We start from the raw sequence: 22,837 nt of genomic DNA on the forward strand, positions 1-22,837 counted from the left end.
TGGCGCAGCAGCCCCTCCAGCACGTCGAGGCGGCTGGTCCAGAAGCGCTGATAGAAAGCTAGCCAGTCATGGGCGCCGGCCATTGGCGCGGGCTCCAGGCGGCAGAGATGGGTGCGGCCCCGCACGGTCCGGCCCACCAGGCCCGCCCGCTCCAGGGCCTTGATGTGCTTCGACGCCGCGGCCAGCGACATGGCGAAAGGCGCCGCCAGATCGCCGACGCTCTTCTCCTCGTCGGCCAGACTGCGCAGCATCGCCCGCCGCGTCGGATCGGCCAGGGCATGAAACACGGCGTCGAGCCGCTCGGGCATTAGCTCAACCATTTGGTTGAATTACAGCGCGCGACGCGGAACGTCAACCATTCGGTTAAATGAACTGTGATGCTCCCCTCCTGGGGGAGCTGGCGCGAAGCGCCTGAGGGGGACTTTGACTCTTGTTTTCAGGCGGTAGGTGTCGCCTACGGCGATCCCCCTTCGTCCCGGACCAGCGGTCCGGGCCACCTCCCCCACATCGGCGCTGCGCGCCTGGGGGAGGATCTAAGGTCATCACTCAAAACCCTCGTCCATGTGGTGGAGACGGTAGGGTGAGGGGGGACTACTGGTGGAATTACGGTGCCACTGTATGAAATTGCAGAGCCCGCTGGTCCCGCCGACCGTTCGTGTGGTTCGTGTGGTTCGTGGTTCCAAGTCTTGCGGCCACGATGCTCGCGAGGCGGGAGAAGACCTCCGCTGCGCGGAGGCCCCATCCTCTCCCCCTGCGCCGACGGGCGAGCCCCTACCCCTCCGGCGTGAACGCCACCGGCATGCTCCGGATCGCGTAGACGAAGTTGTTCGGCGCCACGTCCATCGGGCCCGACTGATGGATGTCGGGGAACCGCCCCAGCATCTGACGATAGACCGCCTCCAGCTGCAGCTGCGCCACGCGCTTGCCGATGCAGGTGTGGGGGCCGTAGCCGAAGGCGATGTGCTTGTCGGCGTTGGCGCGGGTCACGTCCAGGCGGTCGGGGCCGGCGAACACCGCGGCGTCGCGGTTGGCCGAGCCGTAGTACATGATCACCTTCTCCCCCTCGGCGATCATCTGGCCCGACACCTCCACGTCGCGGGTGGCGGTGCGACGCATGTAGATCACCGGGCTGATCATGCGGATGAACTCGTTCACCGCGCCGGGCATCAGCTCGGGCCGGGCGATCAGCTTGGCCTTCTCGTCGGGGAAGTCGCTCAGCAGCTGCATCGAGCCTGAGATGGTGTTGCGGGTGGTGTCATTGCCCGCGAACACGATCAGCAGCCAGGAGCCGTCGAGGTACTCGTCGGCCAGCAGGTCGCCGTCGACCTGGGCCTTGGCGATGGCGCTCATCAAGTCGGCTTGCGGTTCCAGGCGGCGCTTGTGCAGCATGTGTCGGCCGTAGTCGAACATCTCCTGGATGGCGTTCTTGAAGGCGTCGAGGAAGGCCTGCATCTCCGGCGGCGCCTCCGCGGCGGCGCTCTCCAGCCCGCCGCTGCCGCCGCTGCGCTCGGCGGCGAAGGAGTTTGCCAATTCCAGGAAGTGCATCCAGGTCAGGAACTTGGGCCGATCTTCTACCGGCACGCCGAGGATCTCGCACAGGGTGAACAGCGGCAGGTGGGCCGACATCGCCTGGACCAGATCAACGCGGCCCTGCTTGGCCATGGCGTCAAGCAGGCGGGTCACCTCGCCCTCCACCCGGTCGGTCAGGCCGCGCAGATAGGCCGGCGTGAAATAGGGCATGTGCTCGCGGCGCAGCTGCATGTGCATCGGCGCGTCCATGTTGATCATGGCGTCCAGGCTGGCGCGGGCCAACTGCATGTCCGAACGCTGGTGGCTCATCAGGATGCCGCCGCGCTGGGAGGAGAAGGTCTCGTAGTCGCTGTTCACCCGCATGACGTCCTCATGCCGGGTCACGGCCCAGAAGCCTGGCCGGTCCTCGGGCTCGGACATCCAGGCGATCGGCGAGGCTTTGCGCATTTGCGCGAAGGCGCCCATCGGCGGGCCCTTGGTGAAGGCCTCCGGGTTCCAGAGCTCGACGGGGCTGGCGGGATAGACCGGCTTGTTGGCCGGGCCCTTGGCGCCGCCGACCTCCACGGTGTCGCTGATCAGAAGCATGGTGGCGTCTCCGGTTTCCTACCTGGAATCTCCCTACGCCTCGTGACGCTACGCAAGGCAAACGCCGCCGAACGTCACCTGCGGATTCTTGTCGACAGGATGATCGACGACGTCGTGCGCTCCACCCCGTCGATCAGGCCGATGTCGTCCAGCACCTGGTCCAGCTCCTCGATGGAGGACGCGGCCACCTGGACGATCATGTCGAAGGGGCCCGACACCGAGTGCAGCGCCTCCACCTGGGGCATGGCGCGCAGGGACGCCTCGATATGTCGGGCGGCCTTGGGTGCGGCGGTCACCAGAACATGTCCCCGTACGATGCGGGATTCCAAGGGTTTTCCCAGGCGGATGGTGAACCCCGCGATCACCTCGGCGGTCACTAAACGGTCAATACGGGTCTGCACCGTCGTGCGCGACACGCCGAGCCGTTTTGCCAGCGTCGAGGTGGGCAGCCGGGAGTCGGTCTCCAGCAACCGGACCAGGGCCAGGTCCCGCGCGTCCAGCTTCATATCGTCGGCCGAACTGGTCATATTGCCCAACTGACTCCACATATCCGACGCTCTGTCTGTTCAAATCGCGCCAAATTCACCCCACCGTCAAGCACTTCAGAGGGAGAGAGCCCATGCGCAGGATCGTGGTCATCGGCGGCGGCAAGATCGGCGCGGTCATCGCCCAGATGCTGGTGGAGAGCGGCGACTACGCGGTGACCGTTGTCGATCGGTCGGCGAGCGCGCTGAAAGGCCTTGTCCTCCATCCGCGGCTGTCACCATGTGTGCTGGACGTCACCGACGAGGGCGCCCTGGACGCCGTCCTGACCGGCGCCTTCGCCGTCCTGTCGGCCGCCCCCTTCCACCTCACCGGCGCCGTGGCCGAGGCCGCCGCGAGGGTCGGCTGCCACTACCTCGACCTCACCGAGGACGTCGCCACCACCAGGACGGTCAAGGCCCTGGCGGCGAACGCCAGGAGCGCCTTCATCCCCCAGTGCGGCCTGGCCCCCGGCTTCATCTCCATCGCCGCCGCCGACCTGGCCCGCGGCTTCGACCAGGTCGAGGAGCTGCGCCTGCGCGTCGGCGCCCTGCCCCGCTATCCCTCCAACAGCCTGGGCTACAATCTCACCTGGTCCACCGAAGGGGTGATCAACGAGTACTGCGAGCCCTGCGAGGCCCTGGTGGACGGCGAACTGCGGGAGGTCCCGGCCCTGGAGGGTCTGGAGACCTTCAGCCTCGACGGCGTCGCCTACGAGGCCTTCAACACCTCCGGAGGCCTGGGCTCCCTAGCTGAGGTTCTGGCCGGTAAGGCCAAGAATCTGAACTACAAATCGGTCCGCTATCCGGGCCATTGCAGCCTGATGCGCACCCTGCTCAACGACCTCAACCTGCGCCATCGCCGGGACCTGCTGAAGGATGTCCTGGAGGGCGCGGTGCCGGGCACCGAGCAGGACGTGGTGGTGTTCTTCGTCACCGCCTCGGGGTGGCGGGGTGGCCGCCTGATGCAGGAGAGCTACGCCGGCAAGGTCCTGGGCGAACACCATGGGCAGGGCTTCTGGAGCGCCATCCAGGTCACCACCGCGGCCGCCATCTGCACGGTGCTGGACTTGCTCGCGGCGGGACGCCTGCCGCAACAGGGCTATGTCCGCCAGGAGGAAATCGCCCTCGCCGACGTGCTTTCCAACCGCTTCGGCAAGGCTTATCGCCAGCCGAGTGACACCGTGGCTCAGCCGCCGGTCGCCGCCGTCGCCTGAGGAGCCCGCCATGAACGCCCACGCCCGCCCCCTGCCCGCCGTCCGCGACGACGTCCGGGCCACACTGACCGCCCTTGGTGTCGACCTCGCCGCCCTGGAGGGCGCCGGCGTCCCGGCCCGCTCGCCCATCAATGGCGAGCTCATCGCGACCCTGCGCGCCACGACCCCGGCGCAGGTGGACGACGCCGTCGAGCGCGCGCACCTGGCCTTCCTCGACTGGCGCAAGATCCCCGCCCCCCGGCGCGGCGAGCTGGTCCGGCTGTTCGGCGAAGAGCTGCGGCTGGCTAAGGAACACCTCGGCCGCCTCGTGGCCCTGGAAGCCGGGAAGGTCACCTCCGAGGGCCTGGGCGAGGTCCAGGAGATGATCGACATCTGCGACTTCGCGGTCGGCCTGTCGCGCCAGCTGCACGGCCTCACCATCGCCACCGAGCGGCCCGGCCATCGCATGATGGAGACCTGGCACCCGCTCGGCGTCTGCGGCGTCATCTCGGCCTTCAACTTCCCGGTCGCCGTCTGGTGCTGGAACGCGGCGCTGGCCCTGGTCTGCGGCGACCCCGTCGTCTGGAAGCCCTCCGAGAAGACACCCCTGACAGCCCAGGGCGTTCAGGCCGTCTTCGAGAAGGCCGCGGCCCGCTTCGGCGACGCGCCGGCCCACCTTTCGCAGGTGATTCAGGGCGGGGCCGAGGTCGGTGCGGCCCTGGTGGCCCATCCCAAGGTGGCCATCCTCTCGGCCACGGGATCCACGGCGATGGGCCGCGCCGTGGCCCCGGTCCTGGCCGCCCGCTTCGCCCGCGCCATCCTGGAGTTGGGAGGAAACAACGCCGCGATCGTCGCCCCGTCTGCTGACCTCGAGCTGGCCCTGCGTGGCATCGCCTTTTCCGCGATGGGCACGGCCGGCCAGCGCTGCACCACCCTGCGCCGCCTGTTCGTCCACGAGGATGTCGCCGACGCCCTCGTGGGCCGCCTGAAGGTCGCCTACGCCTCAGTGCCGGTGGGAGACCCGCGCGAGGCCGGAACCCTGCTGGGGCCCCTGATCGACGAGGCGGCCTATGATGGCATGACGACCGCGCTGACCGAGGCCCAGGCCGCCGGCGGGACCGTCCATGGCGGCCAGCGGGTCGATCGCCCCGGCGTCTATGTCCGCCCCGCCCTGGTGGAGATGACGAGCCAGACCGGCCCCATGCTCCGCGAGACCTTCGCCCCCATCCTCTACGTCGTGCGCTACCGCGACCTCGCCGACGCCATCGCCCTGCAGAACGCCACGGCGGCGGGCCTGGCCTCGGCGATCTTCTCCAACGATGTGCGGGAGACCGAGCTTTTCATCAGCGATATCGGCTCCGACTGCGGCATCGCCAACGTCAATATCGGCCCCTCGGGCGCCGAAATCGGGGGCGCCTTCGGCGGCGAGAAGGAGACCGGCGGTGGCCGTGAGGCGGGCTCCGACAGCTGGAAGGCTTACATGCGACGGGCCACCAACACCCTCAACTACAGCCGCGACCTGCCCCTGGCCCAGGGCGTGAAATTCGACGTCTAGGCGTTCCCCCCGGGGCGACGCTGTGTTTCGGAAGTCGCCCTTGGGTGCGACGAAGGCCCGGGCCATATGGAGGCCATGAGCACCTCCTCCCGCATGCCCGTGGTCTTCGTCGGCCACGGTTCGCCAATGAATGCGCTGGGTGGTCCCAACGCGCAGGTCTGGCGCGATGTCGCCGCCAGCTTGCCGCGACCCAAGGCGATCCTGGCGATCTCCGCCCACTGGCGCCTGGACGAGACGGCGGTCACCGCCATGGCCGCCCCCAAGACCATCCACGACTTCGGTGGCTTCCCCCAGCCGCTGTTCGACATGCAGTACCCCGCGCCGGGGGACGCCAGCCTGGCGGCCCGCACGGCCGAACTTCTGGCGCCGATGGCCGTGCGCGCCGACCAGGACTGGGGATTGGACCATGGGACCTGGTCGGTCCTGGCCCACATGTATCCGGACGCCGACGTCCCCGTCGTGCAACTGGCCATGGACCTGAGCCACCCCCTGCCCGCCCACTACGACAGGGGCAAGCGCCTGGCGCCCCTGCGCGACGAGGGCGTGCTGATCCTCGGCTCCGGCGACGTGGTGCATAACCTGCGCGCCGCCGTCCGCGCCGAGAATGCGGCCCCGCTGGCCTGGGCCCAACATTTCCACGACGCCGTGCGCGATCGGCTGTCAGCCGGCGACCACGCCGCCCTGATCGATCCCGCCGGCCTTGGCCCCGCGGCCCGCATGGCGGTCGACGAGCACTACCTGCCGCTGCTCTACGTTCTGGGCGCGAGCCAGCCCGGCGAGGCGGTCAGCCTCTTCAACGACCACATCGACCTGGGCAGCATCAGCATGCTGGGCGCCCGCATCGGCTAGCGCCTACCGCGCGAACTTCTGGAACTTCAGGCGGTGGGGGATGAGGCTGTCGGCGCCCAGACGGCGCTTCTTGTCGTCCTCATAGGCTTCGAAGTTGCCCTCGAACCATTCCACGTGGCTGTCACCCTCGAAGGCCAGGATGTGGGTGGCCAGACGGTCGAGGAACCAGCGATCGTGGGAGATGATCACGGCGCAGCCGGCGAACTCCTCCAGGGCCTCTTCGAGGTTCTGCAGGGTCTCGATGTCCAGGTCGTTGGTGGGCTCATCGAGCAGGATGAGGTTGCCGCCGGTGGTCAGCGTCTTGGCCAGGTGGACGCGGTTGCGCTCCCCGCCCGACAGCTGGCCGACCTTCTTCTGCTGGTCGCCGCCGCGGAAGTTGAACGAGCCCACATAGGAGCGAGTGTTGATCTCGCGCTTGCCCACGGCCAGGACGTCCAGGCCCCCAGAGATTTCCTGCCAGACGGTCTTGGTGGGATCGAGCGCGTCCCGGCTCTGGTCGACATAGGCCAGCTTCACGGTCTCGCCGACCCGGAAGGTCCCGGCGTCCGGGGTTTCCTGGCCGGTTATCAGCTTGAACAGGGTCGACTTGCCGGCCCCGTTGGGACCGATCACACCGACGATGCCGTTGGGCGGCAGCTTGAAGGTCAGGTCCTTGAACAGCACCTTGTCGCCATAGGCCTTCTCCAGGTTCTCGACCTCGAGCACCACATTGCCCAGGCGCGGGCCGGGCGGAATCTGGATGGTGGCGGTGGTCTGGGCCAGACGCGAGGTTTCCTGCTCGCGAACCATCTCGTCATAGGCCGCCAGACGGGCCTTGGACTTGGCCTGGCGGGCCTTGGCGCCCGAGCGCACCCATTCCAGTTCGCGGGTCATGGCGCGCTGACGGGCCTCGGACTCCGACTGCTCCTGGACGATCCGCTTGGTCTTCTGTTCGAGCCAGCCGGAATAGTTGCCCTCATAGGGCAGACCCTTGCCGCGATCGAGCTCCAGGGTCCACTTGGTCACCTGGTCCAGGAAGTAGCGGTCGTGGGTCACCAGGATGACGCAGCCTGGGAAAGCCTCCAGGTGGTGCTGCAGCCAGGCGACGGACTCGGCGTCCAGGTGGTTGGTGGGTTCGTCCAGCAGCAGCATGTCGGGCTTGCTGAGCAGCAGGCGGGCCAACGCGATGCGGCGTTTCTCACCGCCCGACAGATTGTCCACCGACCAGTCGTTGGGCGGGCAGCGCAGGGCGTCGGCGGCCATCTCGATCTTGGAATCGATATCCCAGATGTCGGCGGCGTCGATCTTCTCCTGGAGAGCGGTCATCTCCTCCATCAGCTCGTCGGTGTAGTCCTCGCCCAGCTTGGCGGCGACCTCGTTGTAGCGGTCGAAGATCTTCTTCTCTTCGCACCACGAGATGATGTTGCCCCAGACATTGAGCTGCTCGTCGAGGTGCGGCTCCTGCTCAAGGTAGCCCATCTTGACGCCATCGGCGGCCTTGGCCTCGCCGTTGAACTCCTTGTCCACCCCGGCGATGATCTTCAGCAGGGTCGACTTGCCCGAGCCGTTGACCCCGACCACGCCGATCTTGGCGTCGGAATAGAACGACAGCCAGATGTTCTCGAACACCTTCTTGCCGCCGGGGAAGGCCTTGGTCAGGCCCTGCATCTGATAAATGTACTGCTGCGCCATGGGGCGTCCGCGCTCGCTATTCGAAAGAGGGGAATTCGGGTGCGGAGATAGCGGTCGGGGCCGTGTTGCGCAATGTCGGCGCGGCGCCAACCGCCGACGGCGCGGCTTATCGGGCGTAAAAGGGGCGGGGCGACCCCCGCTGGACGACACCGTCGGCCGTCGACAGTCGCGTGGAGCGCACTCGCAATCCCTGACGGAACAATCCCCCGGGCCTATGCGTAGAGAAAGACGACGGGTGCTCCCCCGCCCGCCGCATTCATTCAGGAGATCGCCATGCACAAGGACATCGCCAAGGGCGCCGCTAAAGACGCTTCCGGTTCCATCAAGGAAGCTGCCGGCAAGCTCACGGGCAACGAACGCCTGGAGGCCGAGGGCGTCGGTGAACGCGCCGCCGGCAAGCTTCAAAAGGGTGTCGGCAACCTCAAGGACGCCGCCCGCGACGCCTTGAAGAACTAGGTCGACAACCCATCTGTTAGACAAGTTCCGCCCCTCTCCTCCCCCCAGGATCGGTGGAATAAAAGGCAGGGCCGCGCTCGGTACGGGCGCGGCCCTCGTCACGTCTGGTCATTGGCGACCCGGCGCCCTCCAATGCCGTCAAACGTGAGGCTGAGCATGAAACGGGCGGCAGGGTTGATTGCGGGCTTGGCGGCGGCGGGCGCGGCCAACGCGGCGGACGACCCGGCCTTCGGCGGGGTCGTGGATCTGGGCCAGGCGATGGCGAGGGGGTCGGCCAGCTCGGAAAGCCTGACCAAGGCCTACCTCGCGCGCATTGCGGCCCTCGACCGCAAGGGGCCGAAGCTCAACAGCATCATCGTGCTCAATCCCCACGCCTTGGCCGACGCGCGCAAGCTCGATGCCGAGCGGGAGGCCGGCAAGGTCCGCGGTCCGCTGCACGGCCTGCCTATCTTGCTGAAGGACAACATCGAGTCCGCTGACGGGACCGCCACCACCGCCGGCTCCCTGGCCCTGAAGAACAACATCACCCGTCGCGACGCCCCGCTGGTGAAGCGGCTTACCGAGGCCGGCGCGGTAATCCTGGGCAAAACCAACCTGTCGGAATGGGCCAACTACCGGTCTTCCCGGTCGATCAGCGGCTGGAGCGCCATCGGCGGCCTGGTGCGCAACCCCTATGCCCTCGACCGCAGCGCCTGTGGCTCCAGCGCGGGCTCCGGCGCGGCGGTGGCGGCTGGCCTGGCCGTGGCGGCCATCGGCACCGAGACCGACGGGTCCATCACCTGCCCGGCGACGATGAACGGCATCGTCGGCCTCAAGCCCACCGTGGGTCTGGTGTCCCGCACCCACATCGTGCCGATCTCGGGGAGCCAGGACACCGCCGGCCCCATGACCAGGAACGTCGCCGACGCGGCCGCAATCCTGACCGCCATCGCCGGCTCCGATCCCGCCGATCCGGCGACGGCAAGCGCCGACAGCCACAAGACAGACTACCTGAAGGCCTTGGACGCCCAGGCCCTGAACGGCGCCCGGATCGGGGTGATGCGTACAACCGTCGGTCGCTCGCCCCAGACCGACGTTGTCTTCGAACAAGCCTTGGCCGCCCTCAAGGCCGCCGGCGCCGTGCTGGTGGAGGTGACGCCGCCCGACGGCAAGGTCATCGAGGACCTTGAGGAGATGGTTCTGCGAGTCGAGTTCAAGGCCGGGGTGAACGCCTATCTGGCCTCCACCTCGCCGGACCAGGTGAAGAGCCGCAACCTGGCCGATCTGATCGCCTTCAACGCCGCCGAACCGCGCGAGACCGTGCTGTTTGGTCAGGAGATCTTCGTCGCGGCGCAGGGCGCGCCCGGCCTTGACGACCCGGCCTATCTGAAGGCCAAGGCCGACGCGAAGCGATTGGCCGGGCCCGAGGGTGTCGACCGCCTGCTGGCGGACGCCAAGGTGGAGGTGCTGGTGGCGCAGAGCGGCGGCCCGGCCTCGGTCGTCGATCGAGTCAATGGGAGCAAGTGGATGGGCTCGCCCTCAAGCCTGCCGGCGGTGGCGGGCTATCCGCATCTGACCGTCCCCATGGGCTATGTCGAGGGCCTGCCGGTAGGGCTGTCCTTCATCGGGACGGCCTGGTCGGAGGCCCGACTGCTCTCCCTGGGCTACGCCTTCGAACAGGCGACCAAGGTCCGGCGCGCGCCGACCTTCCCAGCCTCGATCAACACTTCGCCGGCGTTCGACGGTCAGTAGCCGGAGGAACCCATCAGCGGCGGGCCGCCGGAATAGCCGCCTTGCGGATAGCTGGGCTGCGGCGGCGCGGGCCGGTGGCGGAATATCGGACGGCGAGGCGGCGGAGGCGGCACATAGGCGCGCGGCTGCGGCATGCCATCCCGCTGGAAGCCTCGCTCATAACCGTCCACTTCCCAGCCATAACGGCTCGAGAAATCGAAGCCGGTCTCGTCGGTGATCGCGCGAGGAACTTCGCTCATCGGCCGGCAATAGGCCCCTGGCGGCATACGATAGGCGCAGCCCTGTGACGAATAGACATAGTTGGGCTCGGTGATCGGCTCAACACCGCGCTCATAGCTCATGCCCGCGCCGATGAAGCGGTTGCCCCCCACCTCGGGCCGACCGCCGGAGAAATAGGCCCCGTACTCGTCAGCGGCGATGGCGTTCCGACGCACCCGGACCTTGCCATAGTCCGACAGCACGCCACGGCGCACGCGAATGATACGGTTGTGGAGCAGTTCGACCTCGGCGCCACGATCGACGTAGACCCCGGTGACCCAGTTGCGGATCACGCTGTTGGCGATCAGCAGACTGCCGGCCCCGCTACGCTGGTCGCGCACCGTGACGGCAGTGGAACCCGGAAGGCCGGGCCCGGGCGAGATCACCCCCACCTGCACCAGTTGGCTCTGGCCAGGCGCCGGAGTGATATCCAGGCCGCGCACATCGGCGCTGATCTTGGACTGTTGGATGTCCACCTTTGCGCCGTCGGCGAGAATGGCGGCGTCATTGGTTCGCGCCTCCACCACGCTGTTGCGCATGATCAAACTGCCGCCCTGGACGAAGATCGCCGAGGCGTCGCCTTGATAGCGAACGAAGGAGCGGATCAGCGCCACGTCGGCGTCCTGCGCCTCAATGCAGGCGCTGCGACCGCCCTGGCTGGCGTCGATCACCAGGTCGCGGATTTCCACGCCCTTCACCCCCGGCGCGATGCGGATACAGGGTGAGCCGTTGGGCGGGCTGAGTTTGGCGACGCTGGAGCCGGCGTTGCCGAAGGCCGGTGGGCCCTCACCGGCAATGATCACAGGGTGGTCGATTTCAAGGGTTTCGCGGCAGACACCACCGCGCGAGCGGATATAGAGCACGCCGTTGTCGGCCAGGTTGTAGATGGCGTCCGCCAACTGCGACCCGCCGCCGTTGTCGGCGCAGTCGACGGTGATGGAGTCCAGATAAAGCGGACGGCGCACGCCACCCGGATAGCTGGGACCCGGACCATAGCCGCCGCCGTTCCCGCGCCGAGGCTTCCAGGCGCCCGGGCGATAGGTGTGGCGCAAAGGCGGGGCCAGCAGCATGCCGAAATTCGGACGGATCTGCTGGTCGATCTTGGCGTCAGGCAGGGCTTGGGCCTCACCCACCAGGCCGAAGGTCATGACGCAGGCGACGGCGGCGCCTAGGCCCGCCAGTCGGCGAAGGGCTTTTGCGATCACCGGTAATTTCCTTCTGTGGGTCGACGCGGCGTGCGCGCCACCTGGGCCAGGACTTCGCGCAGGCGCTGGGCGGACGGCTTGAAGCCCGCCAGCGCCCCATCGATCTGGTAGGAGACCGCCGAGGCCTTGTCCTGGTCGGCGACGCCGGAGACCCCCAGCGAGAAATAGGTCGACATGGCGTACTTGGCCTCAGGGCTGCCCTGCTTGTCGGCCTCGGCGAACCAGTGGAAGGCGCGCGCGTAGTCCCGCGCCACGCCCACGCCCTCGGCGTACATGACCGCCAGCGCCAGTTGCGAACGGGCTGAGCCGTTTACCGCCGCGTACTGGATCGCCCTCACCTTCTCCAGGGAGGTGAACACTCCCGTCGTCGGTCGGCCCAGCATGGCCTGGAAGGTCTGGATGTCGCCAGGTGACAGCTGCTTGATGGAGTTCACCGGCTGCGGGACCACCCGCAGATAGGCCAGCGCCGTCCCGATGTGCTGGAAGGGCAGTTCGTCGACGCGGGCCAGAGCCACGCCCTCGGCCTCGCCCAGGGTCGAGGCCTCGTCGGAATGGGGCACGCCTGAGTCAGGCGCCAGGGCTGGATAGAATTCGTAGGGCGGCACCCAGCGCCGCGCCTTGGCCTCCGCGTCGGACCCGAGCGAGGCACGCTCCAGCGATGACTTCTCGAAGTCCTTCAGCATCACATAACCGGCCACATCGCCGGCTTGGGCAGCCAGGTAGTTGTACAGATAGACATCGACATCGTTGCGAGTGAACAAGGTCGCCGCCGCGGGCGGCTTGACCTGGTTCAGGTCTCGCGGATCAACGGGCGAGCCCTCGGTCGGATCGCCGAACGGTCCAAAGGCGGAATCATGCAGGCGCGCAAGAGTGCGGAAGCCCGCAGCCCCCTGGCTGGACAGCACATAGATCACCCGGTCGCGGACCTGCTGGCGCTCGTCGGAGCTCATGCGGTCCAGCATCCGGTCGAGGCTCAGATAGGCGCCCCGGCGCTCGGCGGCGCGGCAGTCGTTGAGCTTGTTGCCGGCCCCGCCGCGGTTGCCCTTCCTGGAGTCGACGCGGGCGATGATCGGCGCATAGCCGTCGGGGTTGGACAGAGCCATCTCGTACCAGACGGCGGACTCCACCGGATCGGCGAGGTTCTTTTCCTGGGCGTCGCGGCCGGAATACCGACGAGCCAGGTCGATCTGGGCGAAGAAATCACCCTGGAATCCCTGACGCCTCAGGGCGCGAACCTCCTGTTCCTGGGCATTGAACTGCGGCTGCACCCCGATCGAGGCCTGCGGGCGCGGACAAGCCGGACCGCCGACGGACACGCGACCTACGCCGCCGCCACCGCCGCCGTTGCCATCCTTGGGCTGGCAGCCGCCACTCAGCGGAATAATGGCGGCAAGGACCGCCAATGTGAGGCCCCTCCGAACGAGACGACGCGCGCCGAGGGCTGCTTCATGGAAAATGGCCATGCGCTCCCCCTTAAGCGTTAACCATAGTTGAACTGTTCACTAGCGTCCGGCCCCCATCCCCTGTCAAGCTTGCGCCGGTGAACTTTGAAAGTCTGAAGACTCGCCTGAATGGCGAGTGAACAACGCCGCCTCCTCCAAGCCCCTTGTTCGTCGCGTTTTCGCCTCAGATGGCGCGCCAAGCTGCGCCTTGAGGGACTTATTCGGAGCACTGAGAACGATGGCCGCTGCACGGAACTTAAGTCGCCTCTCGCTTTGCTTGCTTACAGTTGCGGCATCGGGCGCCGCGCCCGCCACGCTGATGGCGGCGTCCGCGATTCGGGATGGGACGCCCACGGCCACCGCCTGCGAGGCCCTGGGCTTCCCGAAAGCCGACGATCGGCGTGTCTCCTATGGCCGCCGGGGCCGGGTCGGAGGCTACCCTCCGCCCGCGATGGCGATGAGGACGCCCCCTCCGCCGCCGCCGCCAGCGCCGTCATACTCCGCCCCCAAGGCCGCGCCGATGCAGGAGATGGTGGTGACGGGCGGGGCGCGGGCCACGCCCTACATGCCCGGCCCCATGCCCGGCGACGTCAACACCGAGCGCTATCCCCACGCCCAGGCCAACCCCATCAAGCAGACGGCGCAGGAACCTGTCTCCACCTTCTCGGTAGACGTCGACACCGCGGCCTACGCCAATGTCCGTCGCTTCCTGAATGACGGTCAGAGCCCGCCCCGCGACGCGGTCCGGGTCGAGGAGCTGATCAACTATTTCGACTACGGCTACGCCCGACCCACCGACGCCCAGGTTCCGTTCAAGCCCTTCGTGGCGGTGGCTCCGTCACCCTGGTCCGCCGGCCGCCAGATCGTCCACATCGGCCTGCAGGGCTACGACATTCCCCGCGCCCAGCAGCCGCCCCTGAACCTGGTGTTCCTGATCGACACCTCCGGTTCCATGTCGGCCGAGAACAAGCTGCCGCTGGCCCGAAAGGCGCTGAGCCTGCTGGTGGACCAACTCCGGCCCCAGGATCGGGTCTCCATCGTGGCCTATGCCGGATCGGCCGGCGCAGTCCTGGCGCCCACCAGCGGCCGCGAGAAACTGAAGATGCGCTGCGCCCTCGGCGCCCTGGAATCCGGCGGCTCCACGGCCGGCGGCCGGGGCCTGGCCCTGGCCTATGACTTGGCGGTGCAGAACTTTGACGCCAAGGCGGTCAACCGGGTGATCCTGATGACCGACGGCGACTTCAATGTCGGCGTCGCCGATCCGTCGAAGCTTACGGACTTCGTGGCCGCCAAACGCAAGACCGGGGTCTATCTCTCGGTCTATGGCCTGGGCGAGGGCAACTACAACGACACCCTGATGCAGGCCCTGGCTCAGAATGGCAACGGGACCGCCGGCTACATCGACACCCTGAACGAGGCGCGCAAAAGCTTCCGCGACGACTTCTCCGGCTCGCTCTTCCCAATCGCCGACGACGTCAAGATTCAGGTGGAGTTCAATCCCAGGGCGGTCAGCGAGTACCGATTGATCGGCTACGAGACCCGTCTGCTGAACCGCGAGGACTTCAACAACGATCAGGTCGACGCGGGCGAAGTCGGCTCGGGGACCTCGGTCACCGCCCTCTATGAGGTGACACCCGTGGGCGGCAGGCCCTCCAGTGATCCGCTGCGCTATGGGGCGTCGGCCGCGCGGGCTCCGGCGACCAGCGGCGAGATCGCCTTCTTGAAGGTGCGCTACAAGCTGCCGGGCGGTCAGGTCTCCAAGCTGATCGAGCGGCCTATCGGTGCGGCCGACACCTATGTCCGTATCGAGCAGGCGCCTGAGCCTACCCGCTGGGCCCTGGCCGTCGCCGGCTTCGGCCAGAAGCTGCGCGGCGATCCCTGGCTCTCGCCGAACTTCGGCTGGAAGGCGGTCGGCGACCTCGCCCAGAGCGCCCGCGGGGCCGACCCCTACGGTCTTCGGGCGGAGTTCGTGCAACTCACCCGCGCCGCTGGAGAGACGAAAACCGTCAACGAATCCAGGAATTAGAACAGCAAGACCGAGGTCTTTCCTCAACTCAGGGCGCGGTCGCAACGAAACGACCGCGCCGTTCGTTGGCTTAGGAGAACTCACCCAAATACGAGGGCGCTCGCGTGTATGACGTCACCGCTCCGGACCAGGACAACCTGATCCGCCTGGACCCCTCCGAGGCGCCCTATTTCGGCGCCCCGGGCCGCGTGGGGTTCCACCTGATCGACACAACGATGATGTACGCGCCGCGTTCGGGCGGCGTGAAACGCTACCTTAGCGCCAAGCAGGCGTGGCTAGCGAGGCGACGCCCCGACATTCGCCACACCCTGGTGACGCCGGGGGCGACCACGGGCCTCGCCGAACCCGGGGTGGTGACCGTGGCCGCCGCCCGCCTGCCCTTCGGCGACGGCTACCGGATGCCCGCCAGCGCCGCCAAGTGGGAGACGGTGCTGCGGATGCTGGAGCCCGACATCCTCGAGGCCGGCGACATCTTCGTGCCCGGCCATGCGGCCCTCGACACCGGCGAATTGCTGGGCGTGCCGGTGGTGGGCTTCTGCCACACCGATGCCGCAGCGTTGGCGGCCCTGCACTTCGGCGACTGGGCCCAGGCGCCGGCCATGAAGCGGTGGGCCGAGATCTACCAGCGCTTCGACCGCGTCGTGGCGCCCAGCCGACACATGGCTCTGCGCCTGGCCGAGGCCGGCGTTGCAAAGGTGAGCGTCCAGATGCTGGGCGTCGACACCGTCCTCTTCCACCCCGGCCGCGCAGATCCCGGCGCCGTGCGCAAGCGCCTGGGCCTGCCTTGGAACGCCCGCATCCTGGTCTTCGCCGGCCGCCCGGCGCGGGAAAAGAACATCGACTCCATCGTCTGCGCGGTGGAGCGCCTTGGCGACCCCTATCACCTGGTATTGGTGGGAGCGGGCAAGGACGTACGCATCTCGCCCCAGGTCGTCAGCCTCGACTACGAGTCAGATCCCGTCGCCCTGGCGACCCTGATCGCCAGCTGCGACGCCTGCGTCCACGCCAACGAGAACGAGCCCTTCGGCCTGGTGGTGCTGGAGGCCCTGGCCGCCGGTCTGCCGGTGGTGGGCCCCTCCCGCGGCGGGGTCTCCGAACTGATCGACAACGAGGTCGGCCAGCTGGCCCATAATGTCGACCCGGGCGGCCTTGCCGAAGCCATCGAGGCGCTGTTCGCCCGCGACCTGGGCGCCCTCTCGGCCGCCGCCCGCGCCCGCGCCGAGCTGCGCCATAGCTGGGAGCGGACCTTCGAGGGTCTCACCCGCCTCTACGGGGAGCTCGTCATGGGCTCAGCGGCGCCCCAGCCCCAGGCTTGGCGGGCCTAACGTCCGGTGGGCATGTCCTTGAAGGGCACGTCTTTATCGATCCTTATGTCACCGGGCAGGCCCAGCACCCGCTCGGCGATGATGTTGCGCAGGATCTCGTCGGTGCCGCCGGCGATCCGCAGGCCCGGCCCGAACATCAGCGAGAAATGGAAGGCGCCGTTCAGCGAGGCCAGTTCCGGATCGTCGATGATCCCGTACTGGTCCAACATCTCGACGGCCGCATTGCCCAGCTCCTGCATCTGTACCGCCGAGATGATCTTGCCGATCGAGCTCTCAGGCCCCGGGGTCTGACCCCGAGAGAGCGCGGTCATCGTACGATTTCGGGTGTGTTTCAGGCCCTCGGCCTGGACGTACCAGTCGGCCAGCTTCTCCCGCAGGGCCCCGTCCTTCAGGGCTGACCCGCCGTCGAGGCCGGGCGTGTTGCGCGCCGCCTCCATGAACTGCTGCCACCCGGCCCCGGTCTGACCGCCCACCGCGAGGCGCTCATTCATCAGCGTCACCAGGCTGACCTTCCAACCCTCGTCGACCGCGCCAAGCCTCTGGCTGTCCTTGACCCGTACGTCGGTGAAGAACACTTCGTTGAACCCGGACCCGCCCGACATCTGATGGATCGGCTTCACCTCGACGCCGGGATCCTTCATGTCGATCCAGAACATGGTCAGGCCCTTGTGCTTGGGCTTGTCCGGGCTCGTCCGGGTGATCACGATCCCGAAGTCCGAGAACTGGGCGCCCGTCGTCCACACCTTCTGGCCCGAGATGAGCCAGTCGCCAGAGCCGTCCGGGGCGCGTTCGGCCTTGGTCCGCGCGCCGGCCACGTCCGAGCCGCCGGAGGGTTCGGAGAACAGCTGGCTCCAGATTTCCTCGCCGCGCAGGGCCGGGCCCACGAAACGCTTCTTGGTCTCCTCGTCGGCGAAGGTCATCACCGTGGGGACGCACATTCCCAGGCCGATCTGGAACGGGTTGCCGGGGATCGGGTGCTTGGCCTCTTCCTGACTGAAGATGACGTTCTGCACCGGGGTGCCGCCCTGCCCGCCCCATTCCTTGGGCCAGGTGATGCAGGCGTAGCCGGCCTCAGCTTTCTTGGCCTGCCAAGCCTTGGAGGCGGCCATGCCGTCGCCGCCCTCAGGGTCACCGGGGACACGGGCCTTGGGAGCGTTGGCGTCGAGCCAGTCGCGAACCTGCTGACGGTAGGCGGCTTCGTCGGGGCTGTCGTTGAAATCCATGATCCCGATCTCCCTTAGGCGGCCGCCGCGTTGCGGCGTTCGAGGTGGCTGACGAGGCGTTCCTTCCAGACTCGGGGCGCACCGGCCACTAGGCTGAGCTGCCGCGAACGGCGATAGAACAGGTGGCAATCCATCTCCCAGGTGAAGCCGATGCCCCCATGGGTCTGGATGTTTTCCTTCGAGGCGAACCAGTAGGCCTCGGACGCGGCGATGCGGGCGGCGCTGGCGGCCACCGGCAGTTCCGGCGCGTTGATGTTGAGCGCCCAGGCTCCGTAATAGGCGTTGGAGCGGGCCAGCTCGTTCTTGACGTACATGTCGGCCAGCTTGTGCTTGATGGCCTGGTACGAGGCGATGACCCGGCCGAAGGCGTAGCGCTCCAAGGCATAATCTTTCGCCATTTCCAGGCAGCGGTCGGAGCCGCCGCATTGTTCGAAGGCGATCAGGACAGCGGCGCGGTCGAAGACCTGCTCCACCAGCTCCAGGCCCGCCCCAGCCGTACCCACACGGCGTGCCGGCGCGTCCTTGAAGGTGAGCCTGGCGGCGTCTCGGGTGGGGTCGAGGGTCTTGACCGCCTCGCGGGTGACGCCCTCGCCCCGCAGATCCACCAGGAACAGTCCGGGCTTGCCGCCCTCCTTGGCCAGGACCAGGGCGACGTCGGCGATGTCACCGTCGGTCACCGGGATCTTCACCCCCGTGAGTTTCCCGTCGCTTACGGTGGACTGCAGGGTGGCCGCCGTCGTCGCGCCCGGACCTTCCGAGGTGGCGATGGCGCCGATGATCTCGCCGGCGGCGATCTTGGGCAGCAGATCCGCCTTCTGCTCGTCACTACCGGCCAGCATGATGGCCTCGGCCAGGAAGTAGACGGTCGAGGCGAAGGGGATCGGGGCCACGGCGCGACCCAGTTCCTCGGCGATCACGCAGAGCTCCAGGTGGCCCAGGCCCAGGCCGCCGAATGCCTCGGGGATGGCCGCGCCCAGCCAGCCCTGGGCCGCGACGGATTTCCACAGTTCGGCATCATAGCCCGCGGCGCTGTTCTCCAACACGCCCCTGGCGCGGCTGGTGGGACAGTTGGCCTCAAGGAACTTGCGCGCCTGGCCCTTCAGGAATTTTTGGTCGTCCGAAAAATCGAAATTCATGCTCGCCCATCCGCCGATTTCGGCCGGTTGAAGTTTCCTCGCACGTCAACATACGCGCCTCGCGCGCTGTGGAAAGATTGACCTCGCGTCAAGGATTTCAGGGTCTTATGCGCATCCTGTGGGTGAGCTCGAAGGGCGTACGGATGGCCAAGGCGATATTTCAGAAGAACCAGCGGGTCTGGGTCGAGAGCGTCGGCGCCTGGGCGGTGATCGAGAAGTTGGTGCCGGTCTGGGCGCGCGGTTTCGACGAACCCGTACGGGTCACCTACGATGTCGGTCTGGGCAAGGACTTCCAGGCCCACGAACTGAAACCCGAACAGGAGTCCGAGGACGTCCTGGCGGAGGACGGCGCCCACTGGCGGCTGCTGCGCGCCCGCAACAAGTGGCAGACGCCCGAAAACTGCCGCCACCACCCCTATCCCGGCAGCTATCCGGTGGTGGTCACCGACGCCAATGACTGGGGCGGCTGGCGCACACCAGGCGCAGAGTACGACCGCGACCCTCATAAGATCGAGTTCCAGGCCCGGCTGATCGCCTCGGGGCCGCGGCTGCTGTCTGTCGCCCGCCGCCTCATGGCGATGATCGAGGAAACCCCCGGCGCGCCGCCTGAACTGCAGAGCCTCGCCGAGCAGGCCATGAAGATCGACCAGTACCTCAAGGAGGTGCCCGCCAGCGTCGATGAGCCGATGAGCGAAGAGCAGATCCACGCCGCCGAATAGGCGCAGGCGGCCTCTCCCGAACGAACCGATTCTTTTACGTGCGGCGACGCTCGCCCTTGGCGTCCGGATCGCCTAAATCCTTTGGATGCGCACAGAGACTCCTCAGCCCATCCGGCTCACCGACTATCGGCCCCCGGCCTTCCTGATCGAGACCACCGAGCTGGTCTTCGCCTTGGAGCCCAACACCACGCGGGTGAAGGCCAGGCTGACGCTTAAGCGCAACGGCGAGCACGCCGAGCCCCTGGTGCTGCACGGCGAGCGGCTGAAGCCGATCTCGGTGGCCGTCGACGGCAAGGTGCTCACCGAGGCCGAGCACACCATCGACGCCGAATACCTGACGATCCCCAACCTCCCCGACGCCTTCGTGCTGGAAACCGAGGTCGAGATCGACCCGGAGGCCAACAAGGCCCTGGACGGCCTCTACATGTCCGGCGGCCGGTTCTGCACCCAGTGCGAGGCCGAGGGCTTCCGCAAGATCACCTGGTTCGCCGACCGCCCCGACGTGCTGTCGCGCTTCACCGTGCGGGTCGAGGCCGACAAGGCCTTCCACCGCCTGCTCTCCAACGGCAACCTGATGGAGTCCGGCGTCCTGCCGGGCGGCCGCCACTACGCCGTCTGGAACGACCCCTTCCCCAAGCCCGCCTATCTGTTCGCCCTGGTGGCTGGTGAGCTGGATGAGTTGGCCGACAAGCTGGTCACGATGACCGGGCGCACGGTCGACCTGAAAATCTATGTCGACCCGGGGATGTCGGACCGGGCCGCCTACGCGATGGACTCCCTGAAGCGGGCCATGAAATGGGATGAGGACGTGTTCGGCCGCGAATACGACCTGGACCTGTTCATGATCGTCGCCGTGCGCGACTTCAACTTCGGGGCCATGGAGAACAAGGGATTGAACATCTTCAACTCCTCCCTGCTGCTGGCCGATGAAAAGACCGCCACCGACCTGGATTATGAGCGCATCGAAAGCGTCGTGGCTCACGAGTACTTCCACAACTGGACCGGCGACCGCATCACCTGCCGGGACTGGTTCCAGCTTTGCCTGAAGGAGGGCCTGACGGTCTTCCGCGATCAGAGTTTCTCGGCCGACATGCGCGGCGAGGCTGTCCAGCGGATCAAGGACGTGAAGACCCTGCGCGCCAGGCAGTTCTCCGAGGACCAGGGGCCGCTGTCACATCCGGTGCGCCCCGGCAGCTATCTGAAGATCGACAACTTCTATACCGCGACCATCTATGAGAAGGGCGCGGAGGTCATCCGGATGCTCAAGACCCTGATCGGGGACGAAAAGTTCCGGGAGGGGATGGACCTCTATTTCGACCGCTGGGACGGCCACGCCACGACGGTGGAGGAATTCATCCGCTGCTTCGCCGATGTGACCGGCGAGGACCTGACCGAGTTCTTCGCCTGGTACGAGCAGGCCGGCACGCCCAACGTCACCCTGAAGCACAGCTATGACGCCGATACCCGTATCCTGAAGCTGGACCTCACCCAGTCCACCGCGCCGACGCCTGGCCAGCCCGACAAGCGCGCCTTGCCGCTTCCGGTTCGCATCGGCCTGCTGGACGGTGAGGGCCGAACCCAGGCCTTCCTGCGCGACGGAACGGCCCTGGACGAAACCGTGGTGGTGCTGAATGGGGACACCACCAGCGTGACCCTGACCGGCGTGGACAGCGCCCCGGTGGTTTCCGCCCTGCGCGGCTTCTCGGCGCCCGTGAACCTGCAGACCGACGCTCAGCCCAAGGACCGCTACATCCAGCTGGCCGGCGACCCGGACCTGTTCAACCGCTGGGAAGCCGGCCAGGACCTGGCCCGCGCCCTGATCACCAGCCGCGCGGCGGGCAAGCCCGACGAGGTGGGCGAGGAACGCTATGCCGAGGCCCTGGGCCGCGGCCTGGCCGACCAGGCCGCCGATCCGGCCTTCAAGGCCTTGATGTTGTCCCTGCCCTCCGAAGCCGACCTGGCTCTGGGCATGAAGCCCGCCGACCCGGGCGCCATACACCAGGCCCGCGAGGCCCTGCGAACCCGCCTGGCCCTGCACTTGGAAGACGACCTGAAACGCCTGCACATCGGCCTGCAGGAGCTGGGGGAGTTTTCGCCAGACGCCGCCAGCGCCGGACGCCGCGCTCTGCGCAACGCCACCTTGGACCTGCTGGCCGCCAATCCCCGCGCCGAGGTCATCACCCTGGCCGACGGTCATTACCGCGCGGCCATCAATATGACCGACACCATGGGCGGCCTGAACGCCCTGATGCTGCTGGGCGGCGAGGCCTTCGACGCGGCCCTCGTGGATTTCTACGAGCGCTGGAAGAACGAGCCCCTGGTCATCGACAAGTGGTTCGCCCTCCAGGGCCGCGACCCCTCTGACGGCGCGCTCGGTCGCGTGATGGGCCTGACGGCGCATCCGGCCTTCGACCAGACAAACCCCAATCGCCTGCGCGCGCTGATTTCCAACTTCGCGGCCAACCAGGCGCAATTTCACGACCCGAGCGGCTCGGGCTATCGCTTCCTGGCCGACACCATCCTGGCCGTCGACGGGTTCAACCCGATGACCGCCGCCCGGCTGGTGGAGCCTCTGGGAGGATGGCGGCGCTATACGCCTGAATTGGGGGCCTTGATGAAGGCCGAACTCCAGCGTATCGCGGCGACAGAAGGGCTCTCCAAGAACGTGTACGAGCTGGCCACCAAGGCCTTGGCGGACTAGGGCGCTTCACGGCGATTGCCGCCGAGCCGAATCTTGTTGAAAATCAGCCCCGTGGACGATGCTGGCGAAGACCAGCGCCACAGGCCTGACCTAGGGAAACCGCCGTACATGTCCATCTCGCTCGCCCGCATCAATTTCATGGTCGTGGATGACAACATCCACGCCATCGACTTGGTCAAGACGATGCTGCGCGGGTTCGGCGTGGACTCGGTGGTCGAGGCCAAGACCATCGCAGAGGCCAAGGCCAAGTTGAAACAATCGACCCTGCCGGGTGCGGCGGTGATCGACATCATCATCCTCGACTACATGATGGGAGAGGAAGAGGGCGTGACCCTGGCCCGCTGGTTGCGCACCGAGGACACCAGCCCGGCGCCCTATGTTCCGATCATCATGCTGACCGGCCACGCCGACCGTCAGCGGGTCTATGCCGCCCGCGACTCCGGGGTGAACGAGTTCTGCGTGAAACCGTTCACACCCGCCGATCTGATGAAGCGGGTCATGGCGGTAATCGACCATCCGCGCGCCTATGTCCGCTCCAGCTCGGGCTATTTCGGCCCTGATCGTCGGCGTGTGGACGACCCGAAGTACAAGGGCCCCGAGCGCCGCAAGGACCGCAAGCGCAAATAGCGGCGCCTACATTCGCTGTGACCCTATGACTCTCGTGACGCGCGGGAGCCGCTCGCCTAGACTCGCACCTTGGGTGACTCG

18 protein-coding genes are annotated in these 22,837 nt (G+C 67.4%); 10 read left to right on the forward strand and 8 right to left on the reverse strand.

The window, feature by feature from the left end; genetic code table 11:
* The 3 genes from AAC997_RS16605 to AAC997_RS16615 all read right to left on the reverse strand — a co-directional run.
* A partial coding sequence (locus AAC997_RS16605; RefSeq protein WP_340646816.1) for a metalloregulator ArsR/SmtB family transcription factor occupies nucleotides 1-308 on the reverse strand: 308 nt, incomplete at its 3' end.
* Between the two features lie 463 nt (nucleotides 309-771).
* A complete protein-coding gene (locus AAC997_RS16610; RefSeq protein WP_340646817.1) occupies nucleotides 772-2,115 on the reverse strand; it encodes a cytochrome P450 in 1,344 nt (447 codons plus the stop codon).
* A gap of 74 nt (nucleotides 2,116-2,189) precedes the next feature.
* Nucleotides 2,190-2,642, reverse strand: a complete 453-nt coding sequence (locus tag AAC997_RS16615; RefSeq protein ID WP_340646818.1) for an Lrp/AsnC family transcriptional regulator — start codon at nucleotides 2,640-2,642, stop codon at nucleotides 2,190-2,192.
* A 92-nt stretch (nucleotides 2,643-2,734) separates the two neighbouring features.
* On the opposite strand from AAC997_RS16615, the gene AAC997_RS16620 reads away from it, so the two are divergent.
* The 3 genes from AAC997_RS16620 to ygiD all read left to right on the forward strand — a co-directional run bounded on the left by AAC997_RS16620 (nucleotide 2,735) and on the right by ygiD (nucleotide 6,236).
* Nucleotides 2,735-3,853 carry a saccharopine dehydrogenase family protein gene (locus tag AAC997_RS16620; RefSeq protein WP_340646819.1) on the forward strand — a complete coding sequence of 373 codons (1,119 nt, stop codon included), beginning with the start codon at nucleotides 2,735-2,737 and terminating at the stop codon, nucleotides 3,851-3,853.
* Between the two features lie 10 nt (nucleotides 3,854-3,863).
* Complete coding sequence (locus AAC997_RS16625) at nucleotides 3,864-5,387, forward strand: aldehyde dehydrogenase family protein (RefSeq protein WP_340646820.1); 1,524 nt, start codon at nucleotides 3,864-3,866, stop codon at nucleotides 5,385-5,387.
* A gap of 75 nt (nucleotides 5,388-5,462) precedes the next feature.
* A complete protein-coding gene (gene ygiD, locus AAC997_RS16630) occupies nucleotides 5,463-6,236 on the forward strand; it encodes a 4,5-DOPA dioxygenase extradiol (RefSeq protein WP_340646821.1) in 774 nt (257 codons plus the stop codon).
* 3 nt (nucleotides 6,237-6,239) lie between these two features.
* Here the strand turns inward: ygiD and ettA are convergent, their stop codons facing one another.
* Complete coding sequence (ettA, locus tag AAC997_RS16635) at nucleotides 6,240-7,907, reverse strand: energy-dependent translational throttle protein EttA (RefSeq protein ID WP_340646822.1); 1,668 nt, start codon at nucleotides 7,905-7,907, stop codon at nucleotides 6,240-6,242.
* Between the two features lie 273 nt (nucleotides 7,908-8,180).
* Here ettA and AAC997_RS16640 point away from each other — a divergent pair, with 273 nt between their 5' ends.
* Complete coding sequence (locus tag AAC997_RS16640) at nucleotides 8,181-8,363, forward strand: CsbD family protein (RefSeq protein ID WP_340646823.1); 183 nt, start codon at nucleotides 8,181-8,183, stop codon at nucleotides 8,361-8,363.
* A gap of 156 nt (nucleotides 8,364-8,519) precedes the next feature.
* Entirely contained in the window at nucleotides 8,520-10,094 is a 1,575-nt protein-coding gene (locus AAC997_RS16645) for an amidase (RefSeq protein ID WP_340646824.1), read from the forward strand.
* On the opposite strand, the gene AAC997_RS16650 is transcribed toward AAC997_RS16645, so the two are convergent.
* Nucleotides 10,088-11,557 carry a hypothetical protein gene (locus tag AAC997_RS16650; RefSeq protein WP_340646825.1) on the reverse strand — a complete coding sequence of 490 codons (1,470 nt, stop codon included), beginning with the start codon at nucleotides 11,555-11,557 and terminating at the stop codon, nucleotides 10,088-10,090. The genes AAC997_RS16645 and AAC997_RS16650 overlap by 7 nt on opposite strands.
* Entirely contained in the window at nucleotides 11,554-12,960 is a 1,407-nt protein-coding gene (locus AAC997_RS16655) for a tetratricopeptide repeat protein (protein WP_340646826.1), read from the reverse strand. The genes AAC997_RS16650 and AAC997_RS16655 overlap by 4 nt, the downstream gene beginning before the upstream one ends.
* Nucleotides 12,961-13,519: 559 nt before the next feature.
* On the opposite strand from AAC997_RS16655, the gene AAC997_RS16660 reads away from it, so the two are divergent.
* The gene (locus AAC997_RS16660; protein WP_340646827.1) at nucleotides 13,520-15,025 is read left to right on the forward strand and encodes a VWA domain-containing protein; all 1,506 of its coding nucleotides are present in this window, start codon (nucleotides 13,520-13,522) and stop codon (nucleotides 15,023-15,025) included.
* A 104-nt stretch (nucleotides 15,026-15,129) separates the two neighbouring features.
* On the forward strand, nucleotides 15,130-16,350 hold the full coding sequence (locus tag AAC997_RS16665) for a glycosyltransferase (protein ID WP_340646828.1): 1,221 nt from the start codon (nucleotides 15,130-15,132) through the stop codon (nucleotides 16,348-16,350).
* Here the strand turns inward: AAC997_RS16665 and AAC997_RS16670 are convergent.
* Both AAC997_RS16670 and AAC997_RS16675 read right to left on the reverse strand, forming a co-directional pair.
* On the reverse strand, nucleotides 16,347-17,573 hold the full coding sequence (locus tag AAC997_RS16670) for an acyl-CoA dehydrogenase family protein (RefSeq protein ID WP_340646829.1): 1,227 nt from the start codon (nucleotides 17,571-17,573) through the stop codon (nucleotides 16,347-16,349). The genes AAC997_RS16665 and AAC997_RS16670 overlap by 4 nt on opposite strands.
* A gap of 14 nt (nucleotides 17,574-17,587) precedes the next feature.
* On the reverse strand, nucleotides 17,588-18,709 hold the full coding sequence (locus AAC997_RS16675) for an acyl-CoA dehydrogenase family protein (protein WP_340646830.1): 1,122 nt from the start codon (nucleotides 18,707-18,709) through the stop codon (nucleotides 17,588-17,590).
* 143 nt (nucleotides 18,710-18,852) lie between these two features.
* Here AAC997_RS16675 and AAC997_RS16680 point away from each other — a divergent pair, with 143 nt between their 5' ends.
* From AAC997_RS16680 to AAC997_RS16690, 3 genes are all read left to right on the forward strand, one after another.
* A complete protein-coding gene (locus AAC997_RS16680; RefSeq protein ID WP_340646841.1) occupies nucleotides 18,853-19,428 on the forward strand; it encodes a hypothetical protein in 576 nt (191 codons plus the stop codon).
* An 85-nt stretch (nucleotides 19,429-19,513) separates the two neighbouring features.
* Nucleotides 19,514-22,129, forward strand: a complete 2,616-nt coding sequence (pepN, locus tag AAC997_RS16685) for an aminopeptidase N (protein ID WP_340646831.1) — start codon at nucleotides 19,514-19,516, stop codon at nucleotides 22,127-22,129.
* Between the two features lie 108 nt (nucleotides 22,130-22,237).
* Nucleotides 22,238-22,756 (forward strand): response regulator, encoded by a 519-nt coding sequence (locus AAC997_RS16690; RefSeq protein ID WP_340646832.1) that lies wholly within the window; start codon nucleotides 22,238-22,240, stop codon nucleotides 22,754-22,756.
* The last annotated feature ends 81 nt before the right edge of the window (nucleotides 22,757-22,837 follow it).

This window comes from Phenylobacterium sp., assembly GCF_037968635.1.
In the GTDB taxonomy this organism is placed as follows: domain Bacteria; phylum Pseudomonadota; class Alphaproteobacteria; order Caulobacterales; family Caulobacteraceae; genus Phenylobacterium.

Coding starts and splice junctions, on each gene's coding strand:
- AAC997_RS16625 (WP_340646820.1), top strand. CDS start 3,864: ATGAACGCCCACGCCCGCCCCCTGCCCGCCGTCCGCGACGACGTCCGG.
- AAC997_RS16615 (WP_340646818.1), bottom strand. CDS start 2,642: ATGACCAGTTCGGCCGACGATATGAAGCTGGACGCGCGGGACCTGGCC.
- pepN (WP_340646831.1), top strand. CDS start 19,514: ATGCGCACAGAGACTCCTCAGCCCATCCGGCTCACCGACTATCGGCCC.
- AAC997_RS16645 (WP_340646824.1), top strand. CDS start 8,520: ATGAAACGGGCGGCAGGGTTGATTGCGGGCTTGGCGGCGGCGGGCGCG.
- AAC997_RS16660 (WP_340646827.1), top strand. CDS start 13,520: ATGCAGGAGATGGTGGTGACGGGCGGGGCGCGGGCCACGCCCTACATG.
- AAC997_RS16680 (WP_340646841.1), top strand. CDS start 18,853: ATGGCCAAGGCGATATTTCAGAAGAACCAGCGGGTCTGGGTCGAGAGC.
- AAC997_RS16675 (WP_340646830.1), bottom strand. CDS start 18,709: ATGAATTTCGATTTTTCGGACGACCAAAAATTCCTGAAGGGCCAGGCG.
- AAC997_RS16610 (WP_340646817.1), bottom strand. CDS start 2,115: ATGCTTCTGATCAGCGACACCGTGGAGGTCGGCGGCGCCAAGGGCCCG.
- AAC997_RS16690 (WP_340646832.1), top strand. CDS start 22,238: ATGTCCATCTCGCTCGCCCGCATCAATTTCATGGTCGTGGATGACAAC.
- AAC997_RS16670 (WP_340646829.1), bottom strand. CDS start 17,573: ATGGATTTCAACGACAGCCCCGACGAAGCCGCCTACCGTCAGCAGGTT.
- AAC997_RS16640 (WP_340646823.1), top strand. CDS start 8,181: ATGCACAAGGACATCGCCAAGGGCGCCGCTAAAGACGCTTCCGGTTCC.
- AAC997_RS16620 (WP_340646819.1), top strand. CDS start 2,735: ATGCGCAGGATCGTGGTCATCGGCGGCGGCAAGATCGGCGCGGTCATC.
- ygiD (WP_340646821.1), top strand. CDS start 5,463: ATGAGCACCTCCTCCCGCATGCCCGTGGTCTTCGTCGGCCACGGTTCG.
- ettA (WP_340646822.1), bottom strand. CDS start 7,907: ATGGCGCAGCAGTACATTTATCAGATGCAGGGCCTGACCAAGGCCTTC.